This is a genomic window from Rossellomorea sp. ABR4_004, from assembly GCF_056159585.1.
Window position 1 is genome coordinate 2,195,281 of sequence record NZ_JBSWVM010000001.1, and the last position, 24,626, is coordinate 2,219,906.

The 24,626-nt window shown below is 43.4% G+C and carries 28 protein-coding genes; 12 read left to right on the forward strand and 16 right to left on the reverse strand.

The annotated features are described in order from the left end of the window. Positions 1–58: 58 nt before the first annotated feature. Positions 59–1,264 carry a cardiolipin synthase gene (cls, locus tag ACXAF2_RS11075; RefSeq protein ID WP_475138706.1) on the forward strand — a complete coding sequence of 402 codons (1,206 nt, stop codon included), beginning with the start codon at positions 59–61 and terminating at the stop codon, positions 1,262–1,264. A gap of 11 nt (positions 1,265–1,275) precedes the next feature. Then, entirely contained in the window at positions 1,276–2,229 is a 954-nt protein-coding gene (gene uvsE, locus ACXAF2_RS11080) for a UV DNA damage repair endonuclease UvsE (protein ID WP_475138708.1), read from the forward strand. Positions 2,230–2,344: 115 nt separating this feature from the next. Here uvsE and ACXAF2_RS11085 read toward each other — a convergent pair whose 3' ends face one another. The 5 genes from ACXAF2_RS11085 to speE all read right to left on the reverse strand — a co-directional run bounded on the left by ACXAF2_RS11085 (position 2,345) and on the right by speE (position 6,778). Continuing rightward, on the reverse strand, positions 2,345–2,524 hold the full coding sequence (locus ACXAF2_RS11085; protein WP_475138709.1) for a XapX domain-containing protein: 180 nt from the start codon (positions 2,522–2,524) through the stop codon (positions 2,345–2,347). A gap of 103 nt (positions 2,525–2,627) precedes the next feature. Beyond that, a complete protein-coding gene (argS, locus tag ACXAF2_RS11090) occupies positions 2,628–4,298 on the reverse strand; it encodes an arginine--tRNA ligase (RefSeq protein WP_475138710.1) in 1,671 nt (556 codons plus the stop codon). 4 nt (positions 4,299–4,302) lie between these two features. Beyond that, complete coding sequence (locus tag ACXAF2_RS11095) at positions 4,303–4,740, reverse strand: YwiB family protein (protein ID WP_282138385.1); 438 nt, start codon at positions 4,738–4,740, stop codon at positions 4,303–4,305. Positions 4,741–4,950: 210 nt separating this feature from the next. Continuing rightward, entirely contained in the window at positions 4,951–5,823 is an 873-nt protein-coding gene (gene speB / locus ACXAF2_RS11100) for an agmatinase (protein ID WP_044340586.1), read from the reverse strand. A 124-nt stretch (positions 5,824–5,947) separates the two neighbouring features. Beyond that, complete coding sequence (speE, locus tag ACXAF2_RS11105; protein ID WP_148996313.1) at positions 5,948–6,778, reverse strand: spermidine synthase; 831 nt, start codon at positions 6,776–6,778, stop codon at positions 5,948–5,950. A gap of 418 nt (positions 6,779–7,196) precedes the next feature. Here speE and ACXAF2_RS11110 point away from each other — a divergent pair, with 418 nt between their 5' ends. After that, on the forward strand, positions 7,197–9,266 hold the full coding sequence (locus tag ACXAF2_RS11110) for a transglycosylase domain-containing protein (protein ID WP_475138712.1): 2,070 nt from the start codon (positions 7,197–7,199) through the stop codon (positions 9,264–9,266). A gap of 396 nt (positions 9,267–9,662) precedes the next feature. Here ACXAF2_RS11110 and ACXAF2_RS11115 read toward each other — a convergent pair whose 3' ends face one another. Next, complete coding sequence (locus ACXAF2_RS11115; protein WP_475138713.1) at positions 9,663–10,166, reverse strand: YwhD family protein; 504 nt, start codon at positions 10,164–10,166, stop codon at positions 9,663–9,665. A gap of 29 nt (positions 10,167–10,195) precedes the next feature. Further along, the gene (locus ACXAF2_RS11120; protein WP_113969431.1) at positions 10,196–10,801 is read right to left on the reverse strand and encodes a site-2 protease family protein; all 606 of its coding nucleotides are present in this window, start codon (positions 10,799–10,801) and stop codon (positions 10,196–10,198) included. Between the two features lie 290 nt (positions 10,802–11,091). Between ACXAF2_RS11120 and ACXAF2_RS11125 the strand changes: the two genes are divergently transcribed. The 3 genes from ACXAF2_RS11125 to ACXAF2_RS11135 all read left to right on the forward strand — a co-directional run bounded on the left by ACXAF2_RS11125 (position 11,092) and on the right by ACXAF2_RS11135 (position 11,801). Continuing rightward, a complete protein-coding gene (locus ACXAF2_RS11125; RefSeq protein ID WP_475138714.1) occupies positions 11,092–11,277 on the forward strand; it encodes a 2-hydroxymuconate tautomerase in 186 nt (61 codons plus the stop codon). 73 nt (positions 11,278–11,350) lie between these two features. After that, positions 11,351–11,563 carry a hypothetical protein gene (locus ACXAF2_RS11130; protein WP_475138716.1) on the forward strand — a complete coding sequence of 71 codons (213 nt, stop codon included), beginning with the start codon at positions 11,351–11,353 and terminating at the stop codon, positions 11,561–11,563. Between the two features lie 49 nt (positions 11,564–11,612). Beyond that, positions 11,613–11,801 carry a DUF4083 domain-containing protein gene (locus ACXAF2_RS11135; protein ID WP_475138717.1) on the forward strand — a complete coding sequence of 63 codons (189 nt, stop codon included), beginning with the start codon at positions 11,613–11,615 and terminating at the stop codon, positions 11,799–11,801. A 95-nt stretch (positions 11,802–11,896) separates the two neighbouring features. On the opposite strand, the gene ACXAF2_RS11140 is transcribed toward ACXAF2_RS11135, so the two are convergent. The 3 genes from ACXAF2_RS11140 to ACXAF2_RS11150 all read right to left on the reverse strand — a co-directional run bounded on the left by ACXAF2_RS11140 (position 11,897) and on the right by ACXAF2_RS11150 (position 14,274). Continuing rightward, positions 11,897–12,406, reverse strand: coding sequence for a YwgA family protein (locus ACXAF2_RS11140; RefSeq protein WP_475138719.1), 510 nt, complete (start codon positions 12,404–12,406; stop codon positions 11,897–11,899). Positions 12,407–12,464: 58 nt separating this feature from the next. Beyond that, a complete protein-coding gene (locus tag ACXAF2_RS11145) occupies positions 12,465–13,766 on the reverse strand; it encodes an HD domain-containing protein (RefSeq protein ID WP_475138720.1) in 1,302 nt (433 codons plus the stop codon). A gap of 283 nt (positions 13,767–14,049) precedes the next feature. Next, the gene (locus ACXAF2_RS11150; RefSeq protein WP_034765044.1) at positions 14,050–14,274 is read right to left on the reverse strand and encodes a YuzB family protein; all 225 of its coding nucleotides are present in this window, start codon (positions 14,272–14,274) and stop codon (positions 14,050–14,052) included. A 246-nt stretch (positions 14,275–14,520) separates the two neighbouring features. On the opposite strand from ACXAF2_RS11150, the gene ACXAF2_RS11155 reads away from it, so the two are divergent. Then, positions 14,521–15,333 (forward strand): RsfA family transcriptional regulator, encoded by an 813-nt coding sequence (locus ACXAF2_RS11155; protein WP_475139178.1) that lies wholly within the window; start codon positions 14,521–14,523, stop codon positions 15,331–15,333. Between the two features lie 226 nt (positions 15,334–15,559). Here ACXAF2_RS11155 and lipL read toward each other — a convergent pair whose 3' ends face one another. Further along, the gene (gene lipL, locus ACXAF2_RS11160) at positions 15,560–16,402 is read right to left on the reverse strand and encodes an octanoyl-[GcvH]:protein N-octanoyltransferase (protein WP_475138722.1); all 843 of its coding nucleotides are present in this window, start codon (positions 16,400–16,402) and stop codon (positions 15,560–15,562) included. A 291-nt stretch (positions 16,403–16,693) separates the two neighbouring features. Next, on the reverse strand, positions 16,694–17,665 hold the full coding sequence (gene pta, locus ACXAF2_RS11165; protein WP_475138724.1) for a phosphate acetyltransferase: 972 nt from the start codon (positions 17,663–17,665) through the stop codon (positions 16,694–16,696). 308 nt (positions 17,666–17,973) lie between these two features. Between pta and hemQ the strand changes: the two genes are divergently transcribed. Together hemQ and gerQ are read left to right on the forward strand one after the other, a co-directional pair. Continuing rightward, positions 17,974–18,720 (forward strand): hydrogen peroxide-dependent heme synthase, encoded by a 747-nt coding sequence (hemQ, locus tag ACXAF2_RS11170; RefSeq protein ID WP_148970657.1) that lies wholly within the window; start codon positions 17,974–17,976, stop codon positions 18,718–18,720. Positions 18,721–19,623: 903 nt separating this feature from the next. After that, entirely contained in the window at positions 19,624–20,055 is a 432-nt protein-coding gene (gerQ, locus tag ACXAF2_RS11175; RefSeq protein ID WP_475139179.1) for a spore coat protein GerQ, read from the forward strand. 50 nt (positions 20,056–20,105) lie between these two features. Here gerQ and ACXAF2_RS11180 read toward each other — a convergent pair whose 3' ends face one another. From ACXAF2_RS11180 to ACXAF2_RS11195, 4 genes are all read right to left on the reverse strand, one after another. Then, the gene (locus ACXAF2_RS11180) at positions 20,106–20,477 is read right to left on the reverse strand and encodes a DUF423 domain-containing protein (protein WP_113969283.1); all 372 of its coding nucleotides are present in this window, start codon (positions 20,475–20,477) and stop codon (positions 20,106–20,108) included. A gap of 33 nt (positions 20,478–20,510) precedes the next feature. After that, positions 20,511–20,804: a YwdI family protein gene (locus ACXAF2_RS11185; protein ID WP_475138726.1), complete on the reverse strand. Its 294-nt coding sequence runs from the start codon at positions 20,802–20,804 to the stop codon at positions 20,511–20,513. A gap of 371 nt (positions 20,805–21,175) precedes the next feature. Beyond that, a complete protein-coding gene (locus ACXAF2_RS11190; protein ID WP_475138728.1) occupies positions 21,176–21,847 on the reverse strand; it encodes a uracil-DNA glycosylase in 672 nt (223 codons plus the stop codon). Positions 21,848–21,862: 15 nt separating this feature from the next. Next, on the reverse strand, positions 21,863–22,630 hold the full coding sequence (locus ACXAF2_RS11195) for a DUF4230 domain-containing protein (RefSeq protein WP_475138730.1): 768 nt from the start codon (positions 22,628–22,630) through the stop codon (positions 21,863–21,865). A gap of 146 nt (positions 22,631–22,776) precedes the next feature. Between ACXAF2_RS11195 and ACXAF2_RS11200 the strand changes: the two genes are divergently transcribed. The 3 genes from ACXAF2_RS11200 (at position 22,777) to ACXAF2_RS11210 (ending at position 24,618) form a co-directional block, all read left to right on the forward strand. Then, positions 22,777–23,127: a YflT domain-containing protein gene (locus ACXAF2_RS11200; protein ID WP_475138731.1), complete on the forward strand. Its 351-nt coding sequence runs from the start codon at positions 22,777–22,779 to the stop codon at positions 23,125–23,127. 155 nt (positions 23,128–23,282) lie between these two features. Then, positions 23,283–24,092, forward strand: coding sequence for a pyridoxine/pyridoxal/pyridoxamine kinase (gene pdxK, locus ACXAF2_RS11205; RefSeq protein ID WP_475138733.1), 810 nt, complete (start codon positions 23,283–23,285; stop codon positions 24,090–24,092). 178 nt (positions 24,093–24,270) lie between these two features. Next, complete coding sequence (locus ACXAF2_RS11210) at positions 24,271–24,618, forward strand: YojF family protein (protein ID WP_148970650.1); 348 nt, start codon at positions 24,271–24,273, stop codon at positions 24,616–24,618. The last annotated feature ends 8 nt before the right edge of the window (positions 24,619–24,626 follow it).

Below are 24,626 nucleotides of genomic sequence, written 5' to 3' on the forward strand. Positions count from 1 at the left end.
GCAAAGTAGGTAAGATTTAAGGACATACTAATGCTAATGCAGATGAGAGAGTGATTATATGTGGTGGTTCATCCTACTGTTAATAATAGTTGTTGTCATAGGCTGGTTAATGATCGACTTTAAGCTGGGGAGAAGTCGTTTCATCCGGACACGGACAAGAAGAGATTATGAAAAACGAAACAGCGATATTGAATTATTCTCCAGAGGTCCGGAGCTGTTTGATCGAATGTTTAGAGAAATGAAGGAAGCCAAATCTTCCATTCATGTTTTATTCTATATCGTCCAAGATGACCATTTTGCTTTACGGTTTATGGATTTACTGAAGGATAAAGCAAAAGAAGGCGTAGAGGTCCGCCTGTTAATGGATCAAATCGGCAGTCATAACGTCCCAAAATCAAAAGTGAGAATGCTCCGTGACGCCGGTGTGGAAGTGGCCTTCTGTCAAAAAGTGCGTCTCCCCTTCCTATTCTTCTCTTCCCAACAGCGGAATCACCGTAAGATCACGGTAATCGACGGCAAGTTTGGATATTTGGGCGGTTATAATGTCGGAAAAGAATACATTGATGAAAATGACATACCCGAGCTGTCCCCTTGGAGGGATTACCATCTCCGTTTGGAGGGTGAAGGGGTTCACGACTTACAAACAGAATTTTGCATCGATTGGTTCAGAGGGACGAACAATGATCTGAAAGACGAAACGAAATACTTTCCTCCAGCTGAAAAAGGAAGCATCCCACATCAGATCTTCCCGACAGAAGGGGTGAATATCGAGGATTTCTTCAAGAAGTTCATCGATGAAGCCAAGGAGGAAGTCATCATTGGGACTCCTTATTTCATCCCCACCCCGATTTTGATGGAGGCATTATGTGATGCATTGGAGCGGGGCGTCATTGTAAGGATCATCATTCCAAATAATGCCGATCATATGTTAGTGAAGGAAGCCGCATTCCCTTATTTTAGAACCTTACTGGCTAAAGGGGCAAAGGTGTATCAATTCATGAACGGATTTTACCATGCGAAGGTATTGATCGTAGACGATCATTTCTGTGATTTAGGAACGGCCAATTTTGATAAAAGAAGCTTTTTTATCAATCTTGAAATTAATAACCTTATATTCGACAAAGAGTTTATTCACACATTGAAAAAAGAAATGGCAAAAGATATGGAAGCATCAGACATGCTGAGCGAAAGCGATCTTGCAAATGTCTCCTTGCTCACCCGTATTAAAGAGCGTGTCGCTTCATCCATTTCAATCTTGCTTTAGGAGGGTATCACATGAAAGTCAGACTGGGGTTTGTTGCCAATTCCCTCTCCTTATGGGACGCAAGCCCAGCCAAAACCATGACCTTCAAACGATATTCCGACCTTCCACAAGAGGAACGAATGGATCGTTTGAAGGAAGTAACAAGATTAAACCTTGAACATACGAAACGCATCCTGTATCTGTGTGCAGCTCACGAAATTGAACTTTACCGACTATCAAGCTCACTTGTTCCGTTAGCTACTCATCCGGAAGTAGAATGGGACTTTTATTCCCCATTTAAAGAGGAATGGAAAGAGCTTGGGGATCTAATCAAGAAGTTTGGGATCAGAGCAAGTTTTCACCCCAATCAGTTCACTTTATTCACCAGTCCCAAGCAGCATGTCACTGACAACGCCGTAAAGGATATGATTTATCATTATCGCATGCTTGAATATATGGGGATTGAGGATAACTCTGTCATTAACATTCATATCGGTGGAAGCTATGGTGATAAGGAAGAAACGCTTGTACGCTTTCATGAGAATTTGAAAAGCCTCCCGACTGATGTAAAAGAGATCATGACCCTGGAGAACGACGACAAAACCTATACCGTAGAAGAAACATTAGGTGTTTGTCAAAAAGAAAACATCCCCATGGTCCTTGATATCCATCATCACGAGGCCAACCCTAGTGAGAAGCCTTTGGAAGATTATCTTGAAGCGATTTTTGCCACTTGGGATAAGAGAGATCTCGTTCCTAAAATACATATTTCTTCGCCGAAATCGGAAAAAGCATTCCGCTCTCACGCTGATTTGGTGGATGCAGGCTTTGTAGAAGGATTTTTCAAAACTCTCAAAGCGTTCGATCAGGACGTTGATTTTATGATTGAAGCAAAGCACAAAGATCTGGCCATGTTGAAGCTGATCGAGGATCTCTCGACGATTCGGGGAGTGAAGCGGATTAGCGGCGGGGCGTTGGAATGGTAGAAGAAAAGATGAACACGCTGTTGTTCGTCTTTTTTGTTTTGTCTATTCCAAGAACCGGTAACTTTCAAGATCGTTAGCAGCTACCGGCAATGGAATCGGTTTTCCTATATAGATTTCATTTAAAGACCGTTTCAATCCAAGGCTGAATGGCTGTGAAGGCTTTAAATCCAAGGTAAATGCCTACGATTCCTGCAATTCCGGCCAAGGCAGGCGGTGCAGGAATCGGAAGCTTGAATAGTGCAAAAATAAATCCAACCAGGAAACCGGTCACAATGGCTAAAATAACTGTTTTCATAACATCCTCCTGAACGATATGTCTACTTTTATTATACGTTAAAGCTGGAGAAATATAAGAAAAAGGTCCACCCCGAGGGACGGACCTTTTTCAACTATCGTCATTACATTTTTTCCGGAGCGGCAACTCCGATTAATGCAAGAGCGTTTTGTAGTGTGACACGAACCACTTTTACAAGAGCCAGACGAGCCGTTGTAAGTTCACGGTTTTCTTCATCAAGAACCTTATTGGCATTGTAGAAGCTGTGGAAAGCTGATGCCAGGTCGTTAATGTAGTTTGCCACACGGTGAGGTGTACGTTTCTCCGCAGCATCGGCAACCATTTGTGGGAATTCACCTAATTTTTTCAGTAAATCCACTTCTTTTTCCGTACCGATCAGCTTTAAGTCGATCTTGTCATCTGAAGCGAGTCCCTGCTCCTCTGCTTGACGAAGAATGCTGCAAATACGAGCGTGGGCATATTGAGCATAGTATACAGGGTTTTCATTTGATTGGGATACCGCTAAGTCCAAATCAAAGTCCATATGCGTATCGGCACTTCTCATGGCAAAGAAATAACGGACTGCATCCAGGCCGACCTCTTCTACAAGCTCACGTAAAGTGACTGCTTTACCCGTACGCTTACTCATCTTCATCTTCTCACCATTTTTATAAAGGTGAACAAGTTGAATCACTTCTACTTCTAATTTCTCACGGTCAAAACCAAGTGCTTCAATCGCCGCTTTCATACGAGGGATGTAACCGTGATGGTCAGCACCCCAAATATTGATCAGTACATCGTGTCCGCGTTCGAATTTATCCTGGTGATAGGAAATATCCGGGGTCAAGTACGTGTACGTCCCATCATTCTTGATGAGAACACGGTCTTTGTCATCCCCAAGTTCAGTCGAACGGAACCAGGTCGCGCCGTCTTCTTCATAAACGTGACCATTGTTTTTTAATGTTTTTAACGCAGCATCAATTTTACCGTTTTCGTAGAGTGAAGTTTCAGAGTACCACACGTTGAATGGCACACGGAACATTTCCAGGTCCTTTTGAAGCTTGGCCATTTCGATCTTCAATCCGTACTCACGGAAGAACTTGTAGCGCTCTTCGTCGCTTACTTCCGCATATTTCGAACCGAATTCTTCCGCTAGTTTTTTCCCGATTCCGATGATGTCCGCCCCGTGATATCCATCTTCAGGCATCGCTTTGTCTTCTCCAAGAGCTTGGAAATAACGGGCCTCGACTGAAATCGCCAGGTTATGGATTTGGTTTCCTGCATCATTGATGTAGTATTCACGTGTTACTTTATAGCCTGCCTTTTCAAGAACGTTACATAGGGAATCACCTACAGCCGCTCCACGGGCATGTCCAAGGTGCAGGTCACCTGTCGGGTTGGCAGATACAAACTCCACGTTCACTCTCTCACCATTCCCAGCGTTTGATTGACCATATTCCTGGTCTTGATCAAGAATCAATGGAATCAAATCGGTCAGGTATTCATTGTTCATGTAGAAGTTAATGAATCCAGGCCCTGCAATCTCCATTTTTTCAATGGATGCCTTGGACTGGTCGAAGTTCGCCATAATGTCCTCCGCAATCATGCGAGGCGCTTTTTTCGCTACGCGTGCAAGCTGCATCGCCATATTGGTAGAGTAGTCACCGTGGGATTTTTCTTTCGGGATTTCTAATATGACATCAGGAATTTGATCCTCTGTTGCGATTCCCGCTTTCAGGACTGCTGCCTTTATTTCGGATTTCAGGTTTTCTTGTACTTTTTCGACAATATTCATGCGTCTATGCTTCCTCCTTATAGTGAATGGACATAACATAATCCCCTACTGGACTATCTTGCATCTTTAACTCGTAAGAAAGGTTGAAATCCCCTTCCAGCTTGGAGTCACTTTGTGTATGTGAAAGTTTCTTTGTTTTGGTTGTAAGTAAGAGTGTACCCATCTGGCTTTCGTAAGAACCATTTTGTTCCTCCCGTTCGTTAAAGGCCATTCTCATTTTCACTGCACCGCTTCTGAGAATAAGAGCCTGCTGATCCGAGACTTTAACAATCGTATGGGTGGTTCCTTCCTCTTGCACCTCATCGTACTTCAGGAAAACGGCATCTCCTTTTTCATAGTATCGACCAAATGATACCAGTTCAAAAGAGTCACTTTCCTCTCCTATTGTGATTTTGGTTTTCAAGTGAACTTTGACAGGGGTGTAATCTGTTTTTGCCGTCAAACCACTCACATCCTTTTCTATTTTAGGGTCCGATCAAGTGATAGGTCCGTCCCTCTTTTAGACGTCCCTTCCTTCTAACTAATTAAGTATAAGAAGTATTGTGGGAAAATGCAATGGAACACGATGAGTTTTCAATTTCGGGAGTGGATGTAAGCGGATTTATGGTAAAAGAAAAGCCCCTTCCGACAATCAGAAGAGGCTTTTGGGAGTTTATTTTACCCAACCAAGGAGCATTTCGCGAATCAGCTTACTTGCTGTATTGGCTGTTTGCTCTGATGGATCATAGATCGGGGCAACTTCTACAAGGTCTGCTCCTACTACATTAACGTCAGAGTGAGCGATGGCATGGATCGATGCCAGTAATTCTTTAGACGTGATCCCACCGCAATCCACGGTTCCTGTACCAGGAGCGTGGGCAGGGTCTAATACATCGATATCAATTGTCACGTACACAGGACGTCCTGCAAGCTGTGGAAGAATTTCCTTCAACGGCTCAAGTACCTCAAATTTCGAGATATGCATACCGTTTTCTTTCGCCCATTGGAATTCCTCTTTCATCCCGGAACGGATTCCGAATGAATAGACATTCTTCGGTCCGATATGCTCAGCGATCTTGCGGATCGGAGTGGAGTGGGATAATGGCTCTCCTTCATACTCTTCACGAAGATCTGTGTGAGCGTCCATATGAATGATCGCAAGGTCCGGGTATTTCTTAGCGACTGCTTTCATGACCGGCCATGATACCAAATGCTCCCCACCCATACCGAATGGGATTTTTCCGTCTCCAAGAAGACCGTCGATATAGTCTTCAATCATATCGATGCTTCGCTGCGGGTTACCGAATGGCAATGGAATATCCCCTGCATCAAAGAATTTCACTTCTTCAAGCTCGCGGTCGAGATACGCACTGTACTCTTCCAAACCGATCGAAACTTCACGAATACGTGCCGGACCAAAACGGGATCCCGGACGGTAACTTACCGTCCAATCCATCGGCATACCGTAAAGAACTACCTGGCTGTCTTCATAAGAAGGATGACTCTTAATAAACACATTACCTGAATAAGCCTCATCAAAACGCATACTCTTCAACCTCTCTTTTTAGAGGGACGGACCTTCAGGAGGTGCTTCATCACCTCCTGAAGGTCCGTCCCTACTCAATTTAAACTATTTTCACTGAATTTTGAGGTCCGTCCCTCAAATTTCTTTATTTCGTCAGGTCTTTAACGAATTTAGGAAGGGCGAATGCTGCTTTGTGCAGTTCTGGTGTGTAATACTTTGTTTCGATATCATGGAAACGGTCTTCAGGCACTTCGATTGGATCGTGCTTTTTCGAACCGATCGTGAATGCCCATAATCCGCTTGGGTATGTCGGGATATTCGCTGTGTACAGACGTGTAATCGGGAAGATCTCCTTAACATCGCTTTGTACCTGGCGAATAAGATCCGCTTTGAACCAAGGGTTATCACATTGAGCGACAAAGATTCCGTCTTCTTTCAATGCTTTCGAAATTCCTGCATAGAAACCTTTTGTGAATAGGTTTACAGCTGGACCGACCGGCTCAGTCGAGTCAACCATGATTACGTCATATTCATTTTCACTTTTCGCGATGTGCATGAAGCCATCGTCCACTTGTACGTCAACACGCTCGTTTTCCAGTTCTCCAGCAATCTCCGGAAGATACTTCTTAGAGTACTCGATCACTTTTCCGTCGATTTCAACAAGTACCGCTTTCTTCACGCTTGGGTGCTTTAACACTTCACGGATGACGCCACCGTCTCCGCCACCGACAACTAATACTTTCTCAGGGTTTGGGTGTGTGAATAAAGGCACGTGAGCTACCATTTCGTGATAGACGAATTCGTCTTTTTGGCTTGTCATCACCATTCCATCAAGGAATAGCATGTTCCCCCACTCTTCTGTCTCTGCCATTTCAAGATATTGAAAATCCGTTTGCTCTGTATGTAAAGTCTTCTTGATTTTCATCGTGATTCCGAAGTTTTCTGTTTGTTTTTCTGTGTACCAAAGTCCACTCATTGTTTCAACTTCCCTTCTGTTTTTTTATCGATTTTGTCGCCAATTCCGTTCTTCATTGTAAAAATCATATACCACTAGTTTGAGTTTTCACACGTTCATCTCAGGACAAAATAGATCACTTAATTAAGCGAAAGCCTTTAATGACGGGCTTTACTCCTATTTATAAAAACGTCCGCAACAGACGTCATTTTTATCCTTCCCTATCATGATAAATACAAACATGAGAAAAAGTATAGTGGAATCTAGCAAAATTTCAAGTGAAATTTTTTTCTAAATCTTTGACGTTTAAAAACTCGTAAAACTTTTCATACTGATACTATACGCTAAACATAATATAGGATGTTTACTATTGTCCAATACATACTAAGGTCCGTCCCTGAAAATCAGCGGACCTCGGGAGGAGAAGGTGGGGAGAGGTATGGAACTGATAGCACGAATGGAGAGAACAAAAAAGTATGCCAGAGTGGCAGTCGTTGCAGGTTTATTGGGTGCGGTCCTGATTCTTGCCGGTTTGATCGGAGTTTTAACATACGCTAAAATCCAGGGGCCCCCTCCGCTTGCCGTGCCTCAATCCACTCTGCTCTACGGGGAGGACGGTTCGGTTATAGGGGAAACGAATACAGGAGAGAAACGATATTGGGTGCGCCTGAAAGAAATCTCTCCTGCGCTCATTGAAGCCACCATCTCCATCGAAGACAAAAGCTTCTATCAGCACTATGGCTTCGATATCAAACGTATGGCGGGAGCAGCACTTGCCGACTTGAAAGCCATGGCAAAGGTACAAGGAGCCAGTACCATTTCCCAGCAATATGCTCGTAATCTATTTTTATCCCATGACAAGACATGGAAAAGAAAGATCTCAGAAGCCCTCTATACGATTCGTATCGAAATGAACTATTCGAAGAAAGAAATTCTGGAAGGTTATTTAAACACCATCTATTATGGACACGGAGCCTACGGGGTCCAAGCTGCAAGTCAATACTATTTCGGTAAGGATGCCAACCAATTGACCGTTGCAGAAGCCGCTATGCTTGCGGGAATCCCGAAAGCACCGACGTACTATTCACCCGTCACCAATATGGAGAATGCCAAGAAGCGCCAGGAGCTGATCCTTCAGTCCATGACCGAGGACGGCTTCATTACAAAAGAACAACAGGCCGTTTCCAAGTCCGCTCCCATTACCATTACAGGCGAGCACGCACACTATAAGGCAGAAACGGCTCCCTATTTTCAAGACGTTGTGAAAAGCATTCTCCGCTCTGACTTAGGCATCGAAGAGCGAACCGTGGAAATGGGCGGACTAAAGGTATACACAACCCTCAATCCCGACCATCAAAAAGTCGCAGAAAAAGTCGTGAAGGAACAAATCCCCGCTGAGTCTGATATTCAGCTGGGCTTTGTATCGATGAGCCCAAAGAATGGTCATGTAACAGCGCTTGTCGGTGGAAGAAGCTATGAGGAAAGCCCGTTTAATCGTGCGGTTCAGGCCATTCGTCAACCTGGATCAACGATTAAACCGCTCCTGTACTATTCTGCCCTGGAGCAAGGTTTCACCCCATCAACGACGATGAAAAGCGAGTTAACTTCATTCACATTTGATGATGGCAAAGCGACATACAGACCTCACAACTACAACAATAAATATGCAGGGGATGATATCACCCTTGCTCAGGCCATTGCTCTTTCCGATAATGTGTACGCAGTGAAAACCCACCTTTTCATTGGTCAGGATACCTTAACGAATACAGCACGGGATACATTCGGATTAACGACAAAGGTAAAAAAGTATCCTTCCTCTGCACTCGGGACATCAGGGGCACGAGTCATCGATATGGTCAACGCCTACAATATCTTCGCAAACGGAGGGTATAAGGTAAAACCGGTATTCATTACACGTGTGGAAGACTGGTCCGGTAACGTCATTTACGAAAATACAACTGAAAAAGAACAAGTTTTGGACCCTGATCAGGCGTATGTCATGACACATATGCTGAGTGGAATATTTGATCCAAAGCTCAATGATTACTCAACGGTAACGGGGATACAGATCCGGAAAGACGCCACCCGTCCCTATGCCGGAAAATCAGGTACCACCAATACAGATAACTGGATGATCGGCTACTCACCTCAGCTCACAGCAGGGGTATGGACCGGATATGACAAAGAAAAAGAAATCTCCCTCGTCGATGATAAATATTTAGCCAAGAAACTCTGGGTGAATTTCATGGAGGAAGCCCTGAAGGATGAACCCGTCAAAAACTTCAAACCGACGAAGGGCGTCGTCGGCGTAGCCGTGAATCCTCATAACGGGAAACTGGCCACAGAGGACTGTCCCGTGCAGCGTTTCACGTACTTTGTAAAAGGAACCGAACCTACAGAATACTGCCATGAACACCTGGGTGAAAATGATGAAGCACCAAAAGAAAAGGCACCAGCGAAAAAAGAAGAAAAGCCTTGGTATGAAAAAGTGAAGGATTGGATTTTTTAACCGAAAAGCGGAAGGGGCTCGCCCTGGGGCGACAAGCATAAGACGAGTCACCCGGAAAGGCGCCCTTTGCCTTTTTGGGTGACTTGGCTTATGACCTCGAGCCCCAAGCCCCTGGAGCTGGACATATCGAAAAGCGGAAGGGGCTCGCCATGGCCCGACAAGCATAAGACGTCCATTTTGGCACAACAAGTCCAATTCACACCCTCAAATCACGCTAAATCTCTATAAGAAAAACGAAAAACCACGGGTTTGTGCGAACCCGTGGTTTTTCATGTCCTAGTTTATGTGCAAACTGTGATTTAAGTGTACTTTTTTTCAAGCATAAGGGCAAGATGTGAACGACATATTCAAAAAAATGTCATAGTTTGTTCACAAAAGGAGTTTTTTCTATTTTTTTTAAACTTTTAACGCTTCCTTTAATTCGTCTTTTGAGCGTTCCCACATACCCTCATCATGTTTCTTCAGAAAGTCCATGAGAATCCCTTTTGACTTGTCATCCAGTTGATCAAGGACGATTTTACGCTTGATCGATTTATCCATATTATTCACGTGCTCCGGCATGGACTTGTATCCTCTGCGCTTCTCACGGTTCACGACCATTTCACAAGCCGTCACACCTGCGTAGTACGGTCCATTTTCCATACGGTCGATGGTTATCCAGATTAACCAGTAAGGCTTACCGCCTGCTGAATCTTCCCGATTATTCGTGAATTTAATCCCTTTTTCAATCGGGCTCCTGGCATGCATCGCTCCGATTTCAATCGTCGCTTCCCCTTCTTCGACATCAATCATCACTGGGGAAACATTATCAAGACTCAATGAGCCTACACCATAGCCACCGTGGCCGTCAGTAGGATCACTTTTAATGATATTGAACCCTATGTTCTTTTTCTTCTCCATGTATCTTCACTCCTTCAAAGTTGACATTACTAGCTAAAGACTGAAAAAACAGTTGTAAAAATGGCACTGAAAGCCTGGTTGGTTGCTGTCATCCCGCCTTGTAACAATGGCCAAATCGTATACTCATCCAGTGGTGTAATCACGATGATCAAAAATAATACGACTCCATACTGCTCATACTGAGTCATTTTTGCCCTGATATGATTCGGTGATAAATCCTCTATGATCCGGTACCCATCCAGGGGAGGGAACGGCAGCAGATTAAATACAAATAACAACACATTCAGATACACAATCATCTGCAGGAGATCGATGACAAAGGGAGGAACCCCGACTCCACCAGTCACTCCCACAAAAAAATAAAAAAATCCGAATGCAATGAATGCAAGTAAGAAATTACTCAGCGGGCCTGCCACTGAAACGAGTACCCCTGCCAAACGGGGATTTTTAAATCGGGATCTCATGACCGGCACAGGACGCGCCCAGCCAAACCCCGCAATTAAAATTAAAATGGTTCCCAGGGGATCCAGATGTTGAATCGGGTTTAACGTGAGCCTTCCCTGATCCTTCGCTGTCGTGTCGCCAAATTTGTACGCCACAAATGCATGGGCAAACTCATGAACCGTAAAGGCCATGACCAGGGCAATCACCACAAAAGGAAGCTCTTCCAACCGAAAGACGGAAATGGACTCAAAAAGAGAGCTAAATGTATCCAAAGTATGTACTCCTTTAAAAATGTTTTACTTTCTTATTCCATAGTATACAGAAAAAATCCTGCCTTCATGACCACTCTAAAGAACAATTCCAATTTCCCACCATAAGAAACTTGCTCTCACAACCCCTACCCTTTACATTAAAAAGGTGGGCTAAAACGAACATGCCTACCACAGATTGTACCAAATCCAAATGCAAGGAGCGAATCATAATGCCTTATATCACCGTAAAAATGCTCGAAGGCCGTTCAGAAGAACAGAAACGCGCCCTCGTCGAAAAAGTTACCGAAGCCGTAAGCGAAACAACCGGAGCACCTGAAGAAAAAATCGTTGTCTTCATTGAAGAAATGACGAAAGTTCACTATGCAGTTGGCGGTAAGAGACTGAGTGATCAATAAGAATGAAGGACAATAAGCCTGCCATCAGACCGATTGCAGGCTCCAATCGTATTCCATACGAAGGAGCTACCCTATGAAATTTTTTAAACGCATGTCCTCTAAAGAAAAGACCAACTGGAACAAAAGTGCCGTACTGGGATTCTATACATATATGGGGTTACTGTTTGTTAACTATATGTCTTCATTGATCATAGGCAGGGACCTCTTTTCCTCATCTTTCCTCTTCTTTACCGGACTGATCATCACATTCGGCTATGAAGCCTACTTAAACGTAAAAAAGGGGTAAATTCTCACTTTGATGAATACGATATACCAAATGGAAAGGAGGAAGTAAAATGGACATAAATACCGGTGATGTACTCTTCCAATTGTTCATGATGGCTTTCCTTGCTGCCATTGTGGTGGTCGCTTTCATGGTGGCAAAAGGGTTTCGAAATCGAAGGATCCAGCAACGGAAATATGATAAACAAATTGAAGAAAAGCTTGATCAGATTATAGAAAAAATGGATCAAACACCTAAATAAAGTGAGGAAAATCGTTACGCTCATGAGTGACGATTTTTTTCATTTAAAAAGGGATCACCCTTTTCGAGTGATCCCCCTTTCATATGAAACGCCCTTTACTGGACGATTTTTTTCATTTTTAATCCTTCGATGTATGCGAAGGCTTCGTCGATTTCTTCTTCTGTATATTTCTGCTTGCTCTTTAGTGTGAATACTTTCTCCACTACTTCATCTTTTGGAAGGTTATCAAAATATAAGACTGTCGAAACAAGTTCAAGAAAGCGTGCTGATTGAACGTTCATATCCGTCAGGCAATCTTCTAAACAGGGCATCTCTTTCTCATATATCTGCAAGAAGTCTTCCCCTTCTTTGGTGACGGTGTACCGGTATTGATAATATCCACCCTTTTTCTCCTTCACCTCGGAGATGAATCCCATATTGCAGAGCTCTTCCACCCTGAGGGTAAGCTCTTCCGAGTAAGGTCCATAAAAATGGAACTGAAATTTTTCCTGAAACGGGAATTCAAGCTTCTTCGCGATGAAGATCATCTTCTGAAGCTTTTTCCTTCCCACCACTTCACCCGAGGCTAAGAAGGCACTCATTAGTTTTGCATGATCTTTCAACAATGTACGTCATCTCCTACTCCTAGTATTGCATTTGTAGATCCTCATTGTGTCGTGTCGTTTATGTTAATTCTAGAATCGTACGTATTTGTCTCTTAATATTTTTCTTCGTTGATTCGTCATATAGTAAATCCACTGGATAATATAATTTATGATCGGTTCGGCGTTTTCCGGAAATAGAATCGACGATATCCGACTGCCTCGATAACTCGCGCAGCTCATCATTTCTCATTAACAGATGAATCGGAAGCCGTTCTTCTTCCTCACCAGGTCTGTAGAAATCGTATGGAAGGTCTGAAGATGAGTCCACCACTAAATAATAATCAGGGTCGATCCCCGCTTTTTTAAACAGAACTTCAAGCTCACTGTGCTTCTTATATTCCTTCGCCGGATCAAATTCCACGTACTTAAATAAATTACGGTTCATGAACCGCTCACATAAATCCCGTAAAATTGGATCCTCTTCTTCCTGCCAAATTTGGAAATAATACATAATGACCGCTTCATCTAGCTTTAAATAATCCTGGAGTGAAACCTCTTCTTCGAACAGGGAGTAAAAATGGATCGGGCTTTGCTTAAAGGAATAATAGTCTTCATGAAGCTCCTTCGCCCTATGTAGGATTTTCGTTAAAATCACTTCAGCACTCCGTGTGACCGGATGAAAATATACCTGCCAATACATCTGATAGCGGCTCATAATATAATCTTCCACTGCATGCATACCGCTTTGTTTGATCACCACTTGGTCCTCACGTGGTCTCATCACACGAAGAATTCGCTCCATATCGAAATGACCGTAGCTTACTCCTGTAAAATAAGCATCACGCTGCAAATAATCCATTCGGTCCGCATCGATCTGACTTGAAATCAGGCTGACAACCAGCTTGTTCTTATACGTCTTCGCAATCACTTCCGCTACATGCTTCGGGAAATCGGGTCCCACTTTCGTTAGTACCTCATTCACCTCTGTATCCCCTAAAATGATGGCTTGGGTGAAGTGCTCATGATCCAGGTGAAACACTTTTTCAAAGGAGTGGGAAAACGGTCCATGCCCAAGATCGTGCAATAACGCAGCGCAAAGGGACAATAATCGCTCATCCTGATTCCACTCCGGTCTGCCTGCGAAGACATCGTCCACGATTCGGCGGATGATTTCATACACACCAAGAGAATGATTGAACCGGCTATGCTCTGCACCATGAAAGGTCAGGTAAGTGGTTCCCAGCTGCCTGATCCTGCGAAGTCGTTGAAACTCTTTCGTTCCAATCAAATCCCAAATCACGCGATCCCTTACATGAACATACCGATGAACAGGGTCTTTAAATACTTTTTCTTCATGTAATTTCTGCTTGGCATACTCCATCTTCTACCCTCTTCCTAAACTAGCATATTTATATTATAGCTACTTTCGTACTGGTATTCATCTCGAATTTTGTCGAAAAAAATAGGTATTTGGCTTCTGAATGATCCACGCCAAGCGTTCCGTTTCCTTCAAAAAAATTTCAGCTTTTAAGCGCGCTTGACAAAAATCTATGCTTTCCCTACTTATTCTCTACCCTCTAACTAGTTTCCTTTTCCAAGAAGAGCCAAACCTATATTTTTTTATTCAACAGAAAAGAAAAAACTTCCTCACTGGAAGTTTTCCTTTATTTCTTTATTTTCTTGATTACTTTTTCCATGAGTTCTTCTTCAGTCAACGCCGCTACAGGACGATTATTCACGAAAGCGAATGTCTTCTTGCGTCCTGGACCACAATAGGATTGACACGCAATATCGATCGGTGCATCCGGGTCGATTTCTTTTAATTTGGGAATCAAGGTCTTTAGGTTAACGGCCTGACAATCATCGCAAACACGAAATTCGTTTGCCATTTGTCAACAACCCTTTCTATCTATTTAAATGATTTTTATTCGTCGTAAACATCGATTTATAGAATACAGTTTTCTGCAATGTTTTGCAAGAGAACATCGTTTCCAGCTTGTGGGAATCCCCACTTATACAACGAAACTAGCAGACAAAAAATAAATTTAACATATTCGTATAAAAACCTATAAAACTGTCCATCCTTTAACCAACGAATCATTTAAGAAAACTATGGGAGTTGAGATGAAATGATGATGAAAACGAGACAGGATGCCTGGACGGAAGAGAATGATCTATTATTAGCAGAAACGGTCCTACGTCATGTACGGGAAGGCAGCACACAATTAAATGCCTTTGAAGAAGTCGGGGACAAACTGAACCGCACATCTGCGGCATGTGGATTCCGATGGAACGCAGTCGTACGTCACCAATACGAGAAAGCTCTTCAACTAGCAAAAAAACAACGCAAACAGCGCCACCGCATCCTCGGAAAAGACCAGGGCGGCAAGAAAAAGCTATTGTATCAGCCACCAACGCCTTCATTCGAAGATTTAGATGCTATGTCTCTATCAATGTCTGAAGCCGAAGAAGAAATGGAATTTGCTGAGTACGAAAACTATGTGCCAGAAACGGAACAGCTGGGGAAAGAATCCGAAGAAGCCCCGAAATTCGAAATGGAAGCAAGCGAGGAACAAGTCTACGTCACACAGCAGGCGCCTGCCGCTAACCATGTGTTAAAGCCTTCAGGATTAAAAGGTGAAGTGACACTCGAGAAAGTCATTGCTTTCCTGCAAAACCTTGCTCAAACCAACATGAATTCCGACTATGTAAAAATAGAGAATCAGAGATTAAAGCAGGAAATCGCTGAAATCAGAAAAGAAAACAGCGAGCTTGAAAAGAAAGTCAAAGCTCTTGAAAACAATTCCGTCACTATGCAGGAAGACTACGAAACACTTATGCAAATCATGAACCGCGCCAGAAAGCTTGTCCTATTCGATGAAGACGATGCCAAAGCGCCACGTTTCAAAATGGATCGGAACGGAAACTTAGAAAAAGTAGCTGAATAATGCTAGTTCCCAACCAGTGCGCCTGTGGGTGTGCTGGTTTTTAGTAGTAGCGAGGAGCCGTAATTGCGTCGATTTAGATTTTTTCGCGTCGTTTTTTTGATTTATGCGTCAAAATCAGAGGTTATTGCGTCGTTTTTTTATTTTATGCGTATTTTACCATCATTAACCAATTCTCACACAACAAAAAAAGCCAGACCCCAAACCAATCGAAGTCCAGCTTAACTTTCTATCCTAAAAACTTCTCATTCCGATCAACGACTCTCTGATAATACATTTCATACATTCCATACTCTTCCCCTTGAAGGGCACTACTGTAAAACTCACCGCTGAATCCTTTTAACGACTTCAGGAACCTGAGCATCACGTCTTGAATCGATAACTCGACTCCAAGCAGCTCCGATAAAGAAGCCATCACTTCAGGATCAATTACAGGAAACGTAAACTTTGTCGTTCCATTCTTCAATCCGGTCTCATAAAACCGCTGAATCAGACTCGCTCGTTCAGCACCACTTCCATTGACACAGAGGTACACCTGAACAGCTACCCCATTTCGAATTCTGCGCTGAGAAATACCCGCAAATTTCTGATCATGTATGCTCAAATCATAACTTCCAGGACAGTAGGACTGCGTGATCTCCTTCGCCTCGATCTTCACATCAAAGTCCTTGAACATATCCTCCACTAGCAACCACATGGCATCGTAGCCACGGTTAATATCGATCCCTTTCTCAGAATCGGGGAAAACCAAGGATAGATTCAATACTCCTTCATCCAATACAACGGCAAGGCCTCCGGAGTTTCTTACAATATATTGATAGCCTTCTTCTTCCAATACCTTCAAGGCATCTGAAAGAAACGGCAGCTTTGTATCCTGAATGCCCAGAACGACCGTTTGATGGTGCACCCATGAGCGTGCCGTCGGGTCTGACTGTGCTGCTCCAATCGCCGTGCACAACGTATCGTCCATGGCAAACGACTGCAGGGCCCCGAACATCGGTCCCAAGCTCGATTGATCAATCACTCTCCATCTGGCTTGACGAAGCAGTGCATATGCTTTTTCCTTATCCATAACGCTTCTCCTTCACTCACAACATGCGAGCTCATTATATCATATAATTGGGGTTGCTAAAAAAGGGTTGGACAATCCATGGGGTTCGCATTTCGTTTGAGATTGATTGCCTGTTAAAAACTACGGTTATTTTGACAGGTGAATATCCAGGTTTATTTGCCTGTTAAAAAAAGAGTGATCTTTAACAGGCAAACGATAAGTCTACCCTCGTGCCAGCCACCAATCCAGCACACACAAACGAAAAAACCGAACCCCCTAAAGGATCCGGCTTCTTTCACAGCATTTATTAAATTACAGTGCCTGAGCAGCCGTAATCAGCGCAAGCTTATACACGTCTTCTTCGTTACAGCCACGTGAAAGATCGTTCACAGGTGCATTCAATCCTTGAAGGATCGGGCCTACTGCTTCGAAGTTTCCTAGGCGTTGAGCGATTTTGTATCCGATGTTTCCTGCTTCAAGGCTCGGGAATACGAATACGTTCCCATTACCTTGGATGTCGGCACCCGGTGCTTTTTTCTCTGCAACAGATGGAACGAATGCTGCGTCGAATTGGAATTCACCATCAATTGTCAGTTCCGGTGCTTTTTCTTTTGCGACGGAAACGGCTTCAACCACTTTTTCCGTTTCCGGTGATTTGGCCGAACCTTTTGTAGAGAAGCTTAGCATTGCCACACGTGGGTCGATGTCAAACATTTCAGCTGTTTTCGCACTTTCGATTGCGATTTCAGCAAGATCCTGGCTGTCAGGTGAGATGTTGATCGCACAGTCAGCGAATACATACTTCTCTTCTTCACGTACCATGATGAAGACACCTGACGTTTTGCGGACGCCTTCTTTTGTCTTGATGATTTGAAGAGCCGGGCGAACCGTATCAGCTGTCGAGTGAGCTGCTCCACTTACAAGACCGTGAGCTTTGCCCGTGTAAACAAGCATCGTTCCGAAATAGTTTCCGTCTAATAGGATTCTCTTCGCATCTTCTTCTGAGGCTTTTCCTTTACGGCGCTCGACGAATGCCGCCACAAGCTCGTCCATTCCAGAGAATGATGCCGGGTCTACAACGTCACAACCCTCAAGCTTCACACCAAGCTGGTCTGCTTTTGAATTGACTTCATCCACGTTTCCGACTACAATCGGCGTCAAGATACCGTCGCCGGCTAAACGGGAGGCTGCTGTTAGAATACGTTCGTCTGTACCTTCAGGGAAAACGATTTTTAACTCTTTGCCTTTTACTTTATCTGTTAATGTTGTAAATAAGTTGCTCAATAGAGGAACCTCCTTGATTTATACATATCCAATCTTAGAATACTCTTCTCATATAGGAATTCAAGGAAAAGGGGAAATGTTATCGGTTTCACTGAAAAAGTCTTTGTTTTCTAATAATTTCTATTTCCTTTTACCCTTTTCTCTACACCCCTAAGCCTATGTCATAATCTACTAAGATAGTGTGTTCCACATATCCCTTGCCTATCCACTATTTGTGCCATTTTAACGACATTGGGTTTTGTATTCTTACTCCAGGGCCAAACTATGATATAGTAAAGTTGGAAAAAGTACTTTAAGGAGTGATTACATTGGCAGAACCGGCACAAACGTTAGATGGTTGGTATTCCCTGCATGATTTTCGCGCGATGGATTGGACGTCTTGGAAGATGCTTCCGAGTGAAGAAAGATCCTCGGCGATTTCTGAATTCCACCGTTTCTTAGATAAGTTAAACAGCACGCAGGATGCGAAGGAAGGCAGTCACGCTCTTTACACGATCGTTGGTCAAAAAGCAGACTTCATGCTGATGATCCTTCGTCCTACGATGGAAGAATTAAATGAGCTGGAAAATGAATTCAACAAGCTGAAGATCGCTGAATTCACGATTCCGACATACTCTTATGTTTCTGTAGTGGAACTTGGCAACTACATGCCTTCAGAAGGCGATCCTTATGATAATCCATATGTACAGGAGCGCATCTACCCGATCCTTCCGAAAGCGAATCATATCTGCTTCTATCCGATGGACAAGCGTCGCCAGGGTAATGATAACTGGTACATGCTGCCGATGGAAGAGCGTCGCGACATGATGAGAAGTCATGGAATGATCGGCCGCCAATATGCAGGAAAAGTCAAACAGATCATCACGGGCTCTGTTGGTTTTGATGATTACGAGTGGGGTGTGACCCTATTTGCTGACGACGTCCTTCAATTCAAAAAGCTTGTATACGAAATGCGTTTTGATGAAGTAAGTGCACGCTACGGTGAATTCGGTACTTTCTATGTAGGTAATCTGTTAAAAGAAGAAGCCATTGCGAAATTCCTTCACGTGAACTAAATACAATGATAAACGACAAGCCCTCGTGGCTTGTCGTTTTTTTTTAGGCTCTTTTCAGATGGTTGTTTTGTAACATAAGATCTGCCTGGAGCTCTGTCAACAAGCGTGTGCTGGATAGTGTGGGGAACTGCTTCGCTTTCCGAGGACGTTCGGCCGAGCCTCCTCAGCTTCGCTTCCGGGGTCTCGGCACGTCCGTACTTCCGCAGGAGTCTACGCAGTTCCCCTCACCATCCATAAAAAAATTCATGACAGAGCTTAATATGGAAAACGGACTACTGCTCTCTTTAAATGAGGTCATTTACGGTGGTATCATTGTTTGGTTCATTTGAAAGATAGTTTAAGGATACTTCGATTTATGAGTTAACATAAAACTTTCTATTACTCCTTTGTAGATAGTTATTGGGGGAACAAACGCTCAATATTTCTAAAATAGGAGCTTTTTTTGTTTTGGCCATCTGTCATTAGGAGCAGCACAGAGTGGATTGGAGCGGAAGGCACTTGACTCCTGCGGGAAATAGAGGAAAGGTCGAGACCCCACAGACGGAACGTCGAGGAGGCTCGACTTCCTCCCCGCGGAAAGCAAGTGCCTGGAGCGGAAAGTAACGGTCCCTATTTTCACACTACCCCTCATCTAAAACAGAAATTCATTTTTGGGAAGTTATGCAAAGACACAAAGTTTACGAAAGGAACTTTTATTAAAAAAAGTTTGTCTTCCTCTTTCAAAAATCAAACGAATATATTATTCTCCCCCTACATAGACATGAAATAGTGAGACATAGCATCTTTTAAAGTGAGATGGCTGTTCTGAAACTTAATCAGCCTGCTCAAGGAGATTGTCAGAAAGTAATTTAACTTTATTAAAAGGAGGTATTCGGTTTGGCTAATCAACAATCAAACCCGTATATGCAAGGGTATAATCCATATGGTCAGTATTACGGAGGAGGTCAGGTTCAGGGTCAACAATATTATCCCCAACAGCAAGGTGGTGGAGGTTTCCAAGTACCTTCACCGACGAATGCTCCAGCCCCTACTCAAAATATTCAGGGGATGCTGCCGATTGAAGAATCGTATATCGAGAATATCCTTCGCTTGAACAAAGGAAAAGTAGCGACTGTTTACACTACGTTTGAAAACAATACAGAATGGAATGCGAAGATTTTCAAAGGAATCATAGAAGCCGCGGGCCGGGATCACCTTATCCTGAGTGATCCACAAACGGGGACCAGGTACCTCATCCCAATGATTTACTTAGACTACATTACATTTGATGAAGAAATTGAATATGAATATCCGTTTGGAGCTGGAGGCTCTATGCAAAGTTATTCCCAGCGATAAAAAAATACCCTGACAGGAGAATACTTTCCTGTCAGGGTATCTTACTTTTTTTATAACGTTTTCGCTGCAAAGACAATCAAAAGCACCCAAGCTGCCAAGAAACTGACGCCGCCCAGAGGTGTGATTGCTCCAAGCACCTTGATTCCGGATAGGCTCAGTACATAAAGGCTTCCTGAGAATAAAATCGTTCCAATCAGCATCAGCCAGCCGGACCAGGACAGTAATGATGTTGGTGTCACATTCCCCATCAGTACCCCGACAATGATGATTCCGATGGCGTGAAACATCTGATAGAGAACTCCGGTATTCCAAATATCAATATACTTCTGTGAGATTTTCCCTTCCAATGCGTGGGCACCGAAAGCTCCTAAAGCGACTGATAAAAAGGCGTTGATCGCTCCAATAATGATAAATGTTTTCATGATGGACCTCCTGTTATTTCGTTCATTTAGTAATTAAAAGTCGAATAATGAATTTCCATTCGCTCCGTCATCCGTTTCCAGAGGCTCTTCTTTCTGGATGGTGACAGGCTTCTGACTCGGTTGTGATTCCTGTAAATATGGCATTGTTTGTTGAGGTTGAAACGAATGGGCTACAGTAGATGCCCCGTGGTTTTCCTCCAACAAAACTTCACATAGAGCCTTTATTGAATACACATGCTCACGGATTTGCTGTGACTTCTCGGCTGATTTTGCTTTTCCGAGCTCATGTTCCATTTTCTTTATTAATGATTGATGTGGGATATTCACAATTGATGACTCCTTCCACAAGTCTTCCCGTACGTGATTACATACAATATGTACTTCCTCTGTTTTACCTACATCACTATCCTAATTCTAAATGAAGGATTTCGCAAATATCTTCTCGGGTCATTTCTGTTTAGGCTTGAATTTCATACACGGGCTCCCTGAGGATTGGAAAACCACCAGTGAAGGCATGGCTCTTGATTTGAACCCGTAGCCTTTACAGCCCCGGGGATGAGCCTGCTCCCAGGTTGTATAAAAATAGTGGCATTGAAAGCAGTTGATACGCTTCTCATTTTTCATTTGGCAGCCCCCTTCTACAAAATAAACCCCTCCATAAACGAGGGGCCATCCATTGTTTCACGTGAAACATCCGGTTATACGAGACACCAGTCAATCTCTTTTATGCCTTGTTCCCGCAGAAATTCGTTTGTTTTAGTATATGGTTTACTTCCAAAGAATCCCCTGTGTGCAGATAATGGACTCGGATGAGGGGCCGTCACAATATAGTGCTTGGAAGAATCGATGAGTGCCTGCTTCGCCTGAGCGGGTTTCCCCCATAAAAGAAACACCATCGGCTTCTCTCGCTCATTCAGGGTCGAGATGACATGGTCCGTGAATTGTTCCCACCCTTTTCCCCGGTGGGAGTGCGCTTTCCCATCTTGTACGGTTAAGACGGTATTTAACAGCAGGACACCTTGCTCTGCCCATTTTACCAGGGAGCCATGAGGAGGGATCGGACATCCGATATCATCATGGAGCTCTTTGTACATATTTCGTAACGACGGCGGAATCTTGACTCCTTTTTTGACCGAAAAGCTTAAGCCTTCTGCCTGATTCGGTCCATGATATGGATCTTGTCCAAGTAATACAACCTTCACATCTTCGTAAGCTGTATAATGAAAAGCATTGAAAATATCATGCATGGAAGGGTACGTTATTTTCGTTTCATATTCCCCTTTCAGCCATTCCCTCAAGGTCTGATAGTACTCCCTCTGAAGTTCACCTTCCAGAATGTCTGCCCAATCGTTTTGAAAAATCTGCGTCACTGTTAGACATCCTTTCTAGTCTTGAAATCGAATCGTAATGTCGTAGCCCAATTGTTCAAAGAAACCCTTCAAAGATTTCTCTGCATTTTTTTCAGCGGCTTGAAGCAACCCTTGCTCAACCGCTTCCTGGCTGATTTGGTCCTTTGCCACTTCCGCAAGGGCAAATCCCTCGTTCCAGTCCACATCATTTCTGAAAATCCCTTCTACGGAGAAGGTCTTAATGTTCTCAGTATCAATGGAAGGGGCTTGAAGAATCTCTGCACGAGGCAGGATTAATTGTATTTCTTTCTTCTCTTCATCAACTACTATATCGTCTTCATTGATTCCCTGTAAATCAACTCCTGCCAGGACAGTTCCAGGAACTACCATCAAGAGCTTCCGCTTTGTCCCCGGTATATCCGTATTGATGTCTTTCCCGAATAATTGATTATCCTCCTGCTCAATCACGGCCTTTATAAACCCTTGAGCCGTCGCCAAGGAACTCATCTCTTGAATCCGTTCGACAAACGCCCCCTTCTCTTCTGTAAAGGTAGATCCGGATAACCACGAATAGACCCCTATGGATACTCCTCCTATTAATAGGATGAAAAGAAGGAGAATCAACAACACTCTATTTTTCCAAAAGGACAGAATGGATGTTGTTAATTTCCAAGCCGGAAAACGTCTACTGCTTCTATTCTCAAACGCCAAAGAGGCACCGGTTTCTCTTTCACTTGCTTTCAAATCTGCTAAAAGCGCTTCAATTTCTTGTATTTTCTTGTATTGTTTTGTCAAATTCTTCACCTTCCTCTCTTCTATTATAGGAAATAATGTAGAATCTTGGAAACAATTATTCTCTCAAAATCATTTCTATATTATGGAAAGTTTTATTTCTGCACAACCGGGAAAAGAAGGAACAAGACATTAAATGAAAAGTGGAGGTAATGATTATGTATAAAGTTCAAACAGCTGAAAATGTGGTAGAAGCGAAAAGAGAAATTGAAATGTTTACAAGTGAAGGATTCTCAAAAGATGAAATCTATGTGTTCGCCCATGACAAACATCGTTCTGAACATATCACAGAAGCTACCCATACGGAATCCACGGGTATAAAAGAACAAGGAATCATTGAGTCCATGAGTAATTTATTCAACAGCCGCGGAGATGAATTACGTTCGAAAATGAAGTCAGTGGGGATGAACCAGGCAGAAGCAGATGTTTATGAAGAGGAACTCGATAAAGGAAAGCTTGTCATCGTCGCTTCCAAAGAAGCAACTAATAATGATGCGAAACCATTCTAAGTTCTAATGATCCATCCAATCCAAAAAAGACGTCGAGGAAATCATTCCCGGCGTCTTTTTTTGTAAACAGCCAAAAGAATTTGTATTTACCCGTCCGTTATTATATTCTTTAGTCAGACTTTTACATGAGTTACTTTCTTAGGAGGAATGCAACTATGACATTGAAAAAAACCCTGACGATCGCCGGTTCCGATACAAGCGGTGGAGCCGGAATCCAAGCAGATCTTAAAACATTCCAGGAGCATGGCGTGTATGGCATGACGGCTCTTACAACGGTTGTGACGATGGATCCGAATAACCTTTGGCACCACCAGGTTCATCCATTATCCATTGATACATTGGAAGCACAACTGGAAACGGTTCTTTCTGTCGGGATCGATGCAATGAAAACAGGCATGCTCGGTACAGTCGAGATCATTGAGCTTGCAGCGGAAAAAATCGATGCATTCGGTTTGGATAAAGTCGTCATCGATCCTGTCATGGTATGTAAGGGCGAAGATGAAGTATTAAACCCTGAAACAACGGATGCCATGAGAGAGCATTTGCTTAAGCGCGCTACAGTAGTGACTCCTAACCTGTTCGAAGCAGGTCAGCTTGCCGGGTCAGGTCCAATCAAAACCATTGATGAAATGAAGGAAGCCGCAAAAAAAATCCACGACCTTGGAGCGAAGAATGTTGTCATCAAGGGCGGAAAGCAATTGCAACATGACAAAGCTCTTGATCTATTCTATGACGGAAACGAATTCACCCTACTTGAAGAAGAGAAAGTAGCAACGACTTATAACCACGGTGCCGGTTGTACATTCGCAGCAGCCATCACATCAAACCTTGCAAATGGACAAGACGTGAAAGAAGCTGTACAAAACGCGAAAACCTTCGTAACGGCAGCCATCAAACACGGATTCAAACTGAACGAATACGTTGGTCCTGTCATGCATGGGGCTTACAATCGATTTGAAAAATAATTACCGGCTGGTGCCAGGCACGAAAGAATGATCTCGTGCCTGGCACTTTTTTTTTGAGGGACGGACCTTCCAAAAAGCACGTCCCTCCCCCAATCATACTTTTCGCATTCATTCATGAATTTTAGTAAGATAGTACATAATGGTTAAGAGTCTTTTCTGTATTTAAGGAGGAAAAAGAATGGAACCGATCAAGATTGCTGATGTGCAAGGGATCATTACCCAGCTTGCCCGTCAGGACGTTTATATACATTTAGAAACCACCAACGGAGCCTATGCATCCCACTTCAATGAGGGCTTCTTTTCTGCAGGAGCCTATATCCGCAACGCGAAAGTCAACTATGAGCACGGGAAAATCATCGGGGACGGACCTTACCGTGTCGGATTGAAAATTGAAATCGGCTGGATTTATGCTGAAGGACTGACTCATTATGAATTCGATGAACAAGGACGCTTGTTACTTGCAGGTCACGGCGGGGACGGGAAACTGGCCGTAGCCCTTGAAATCAGCCCTACACCTTTCAACTAAACCACTTG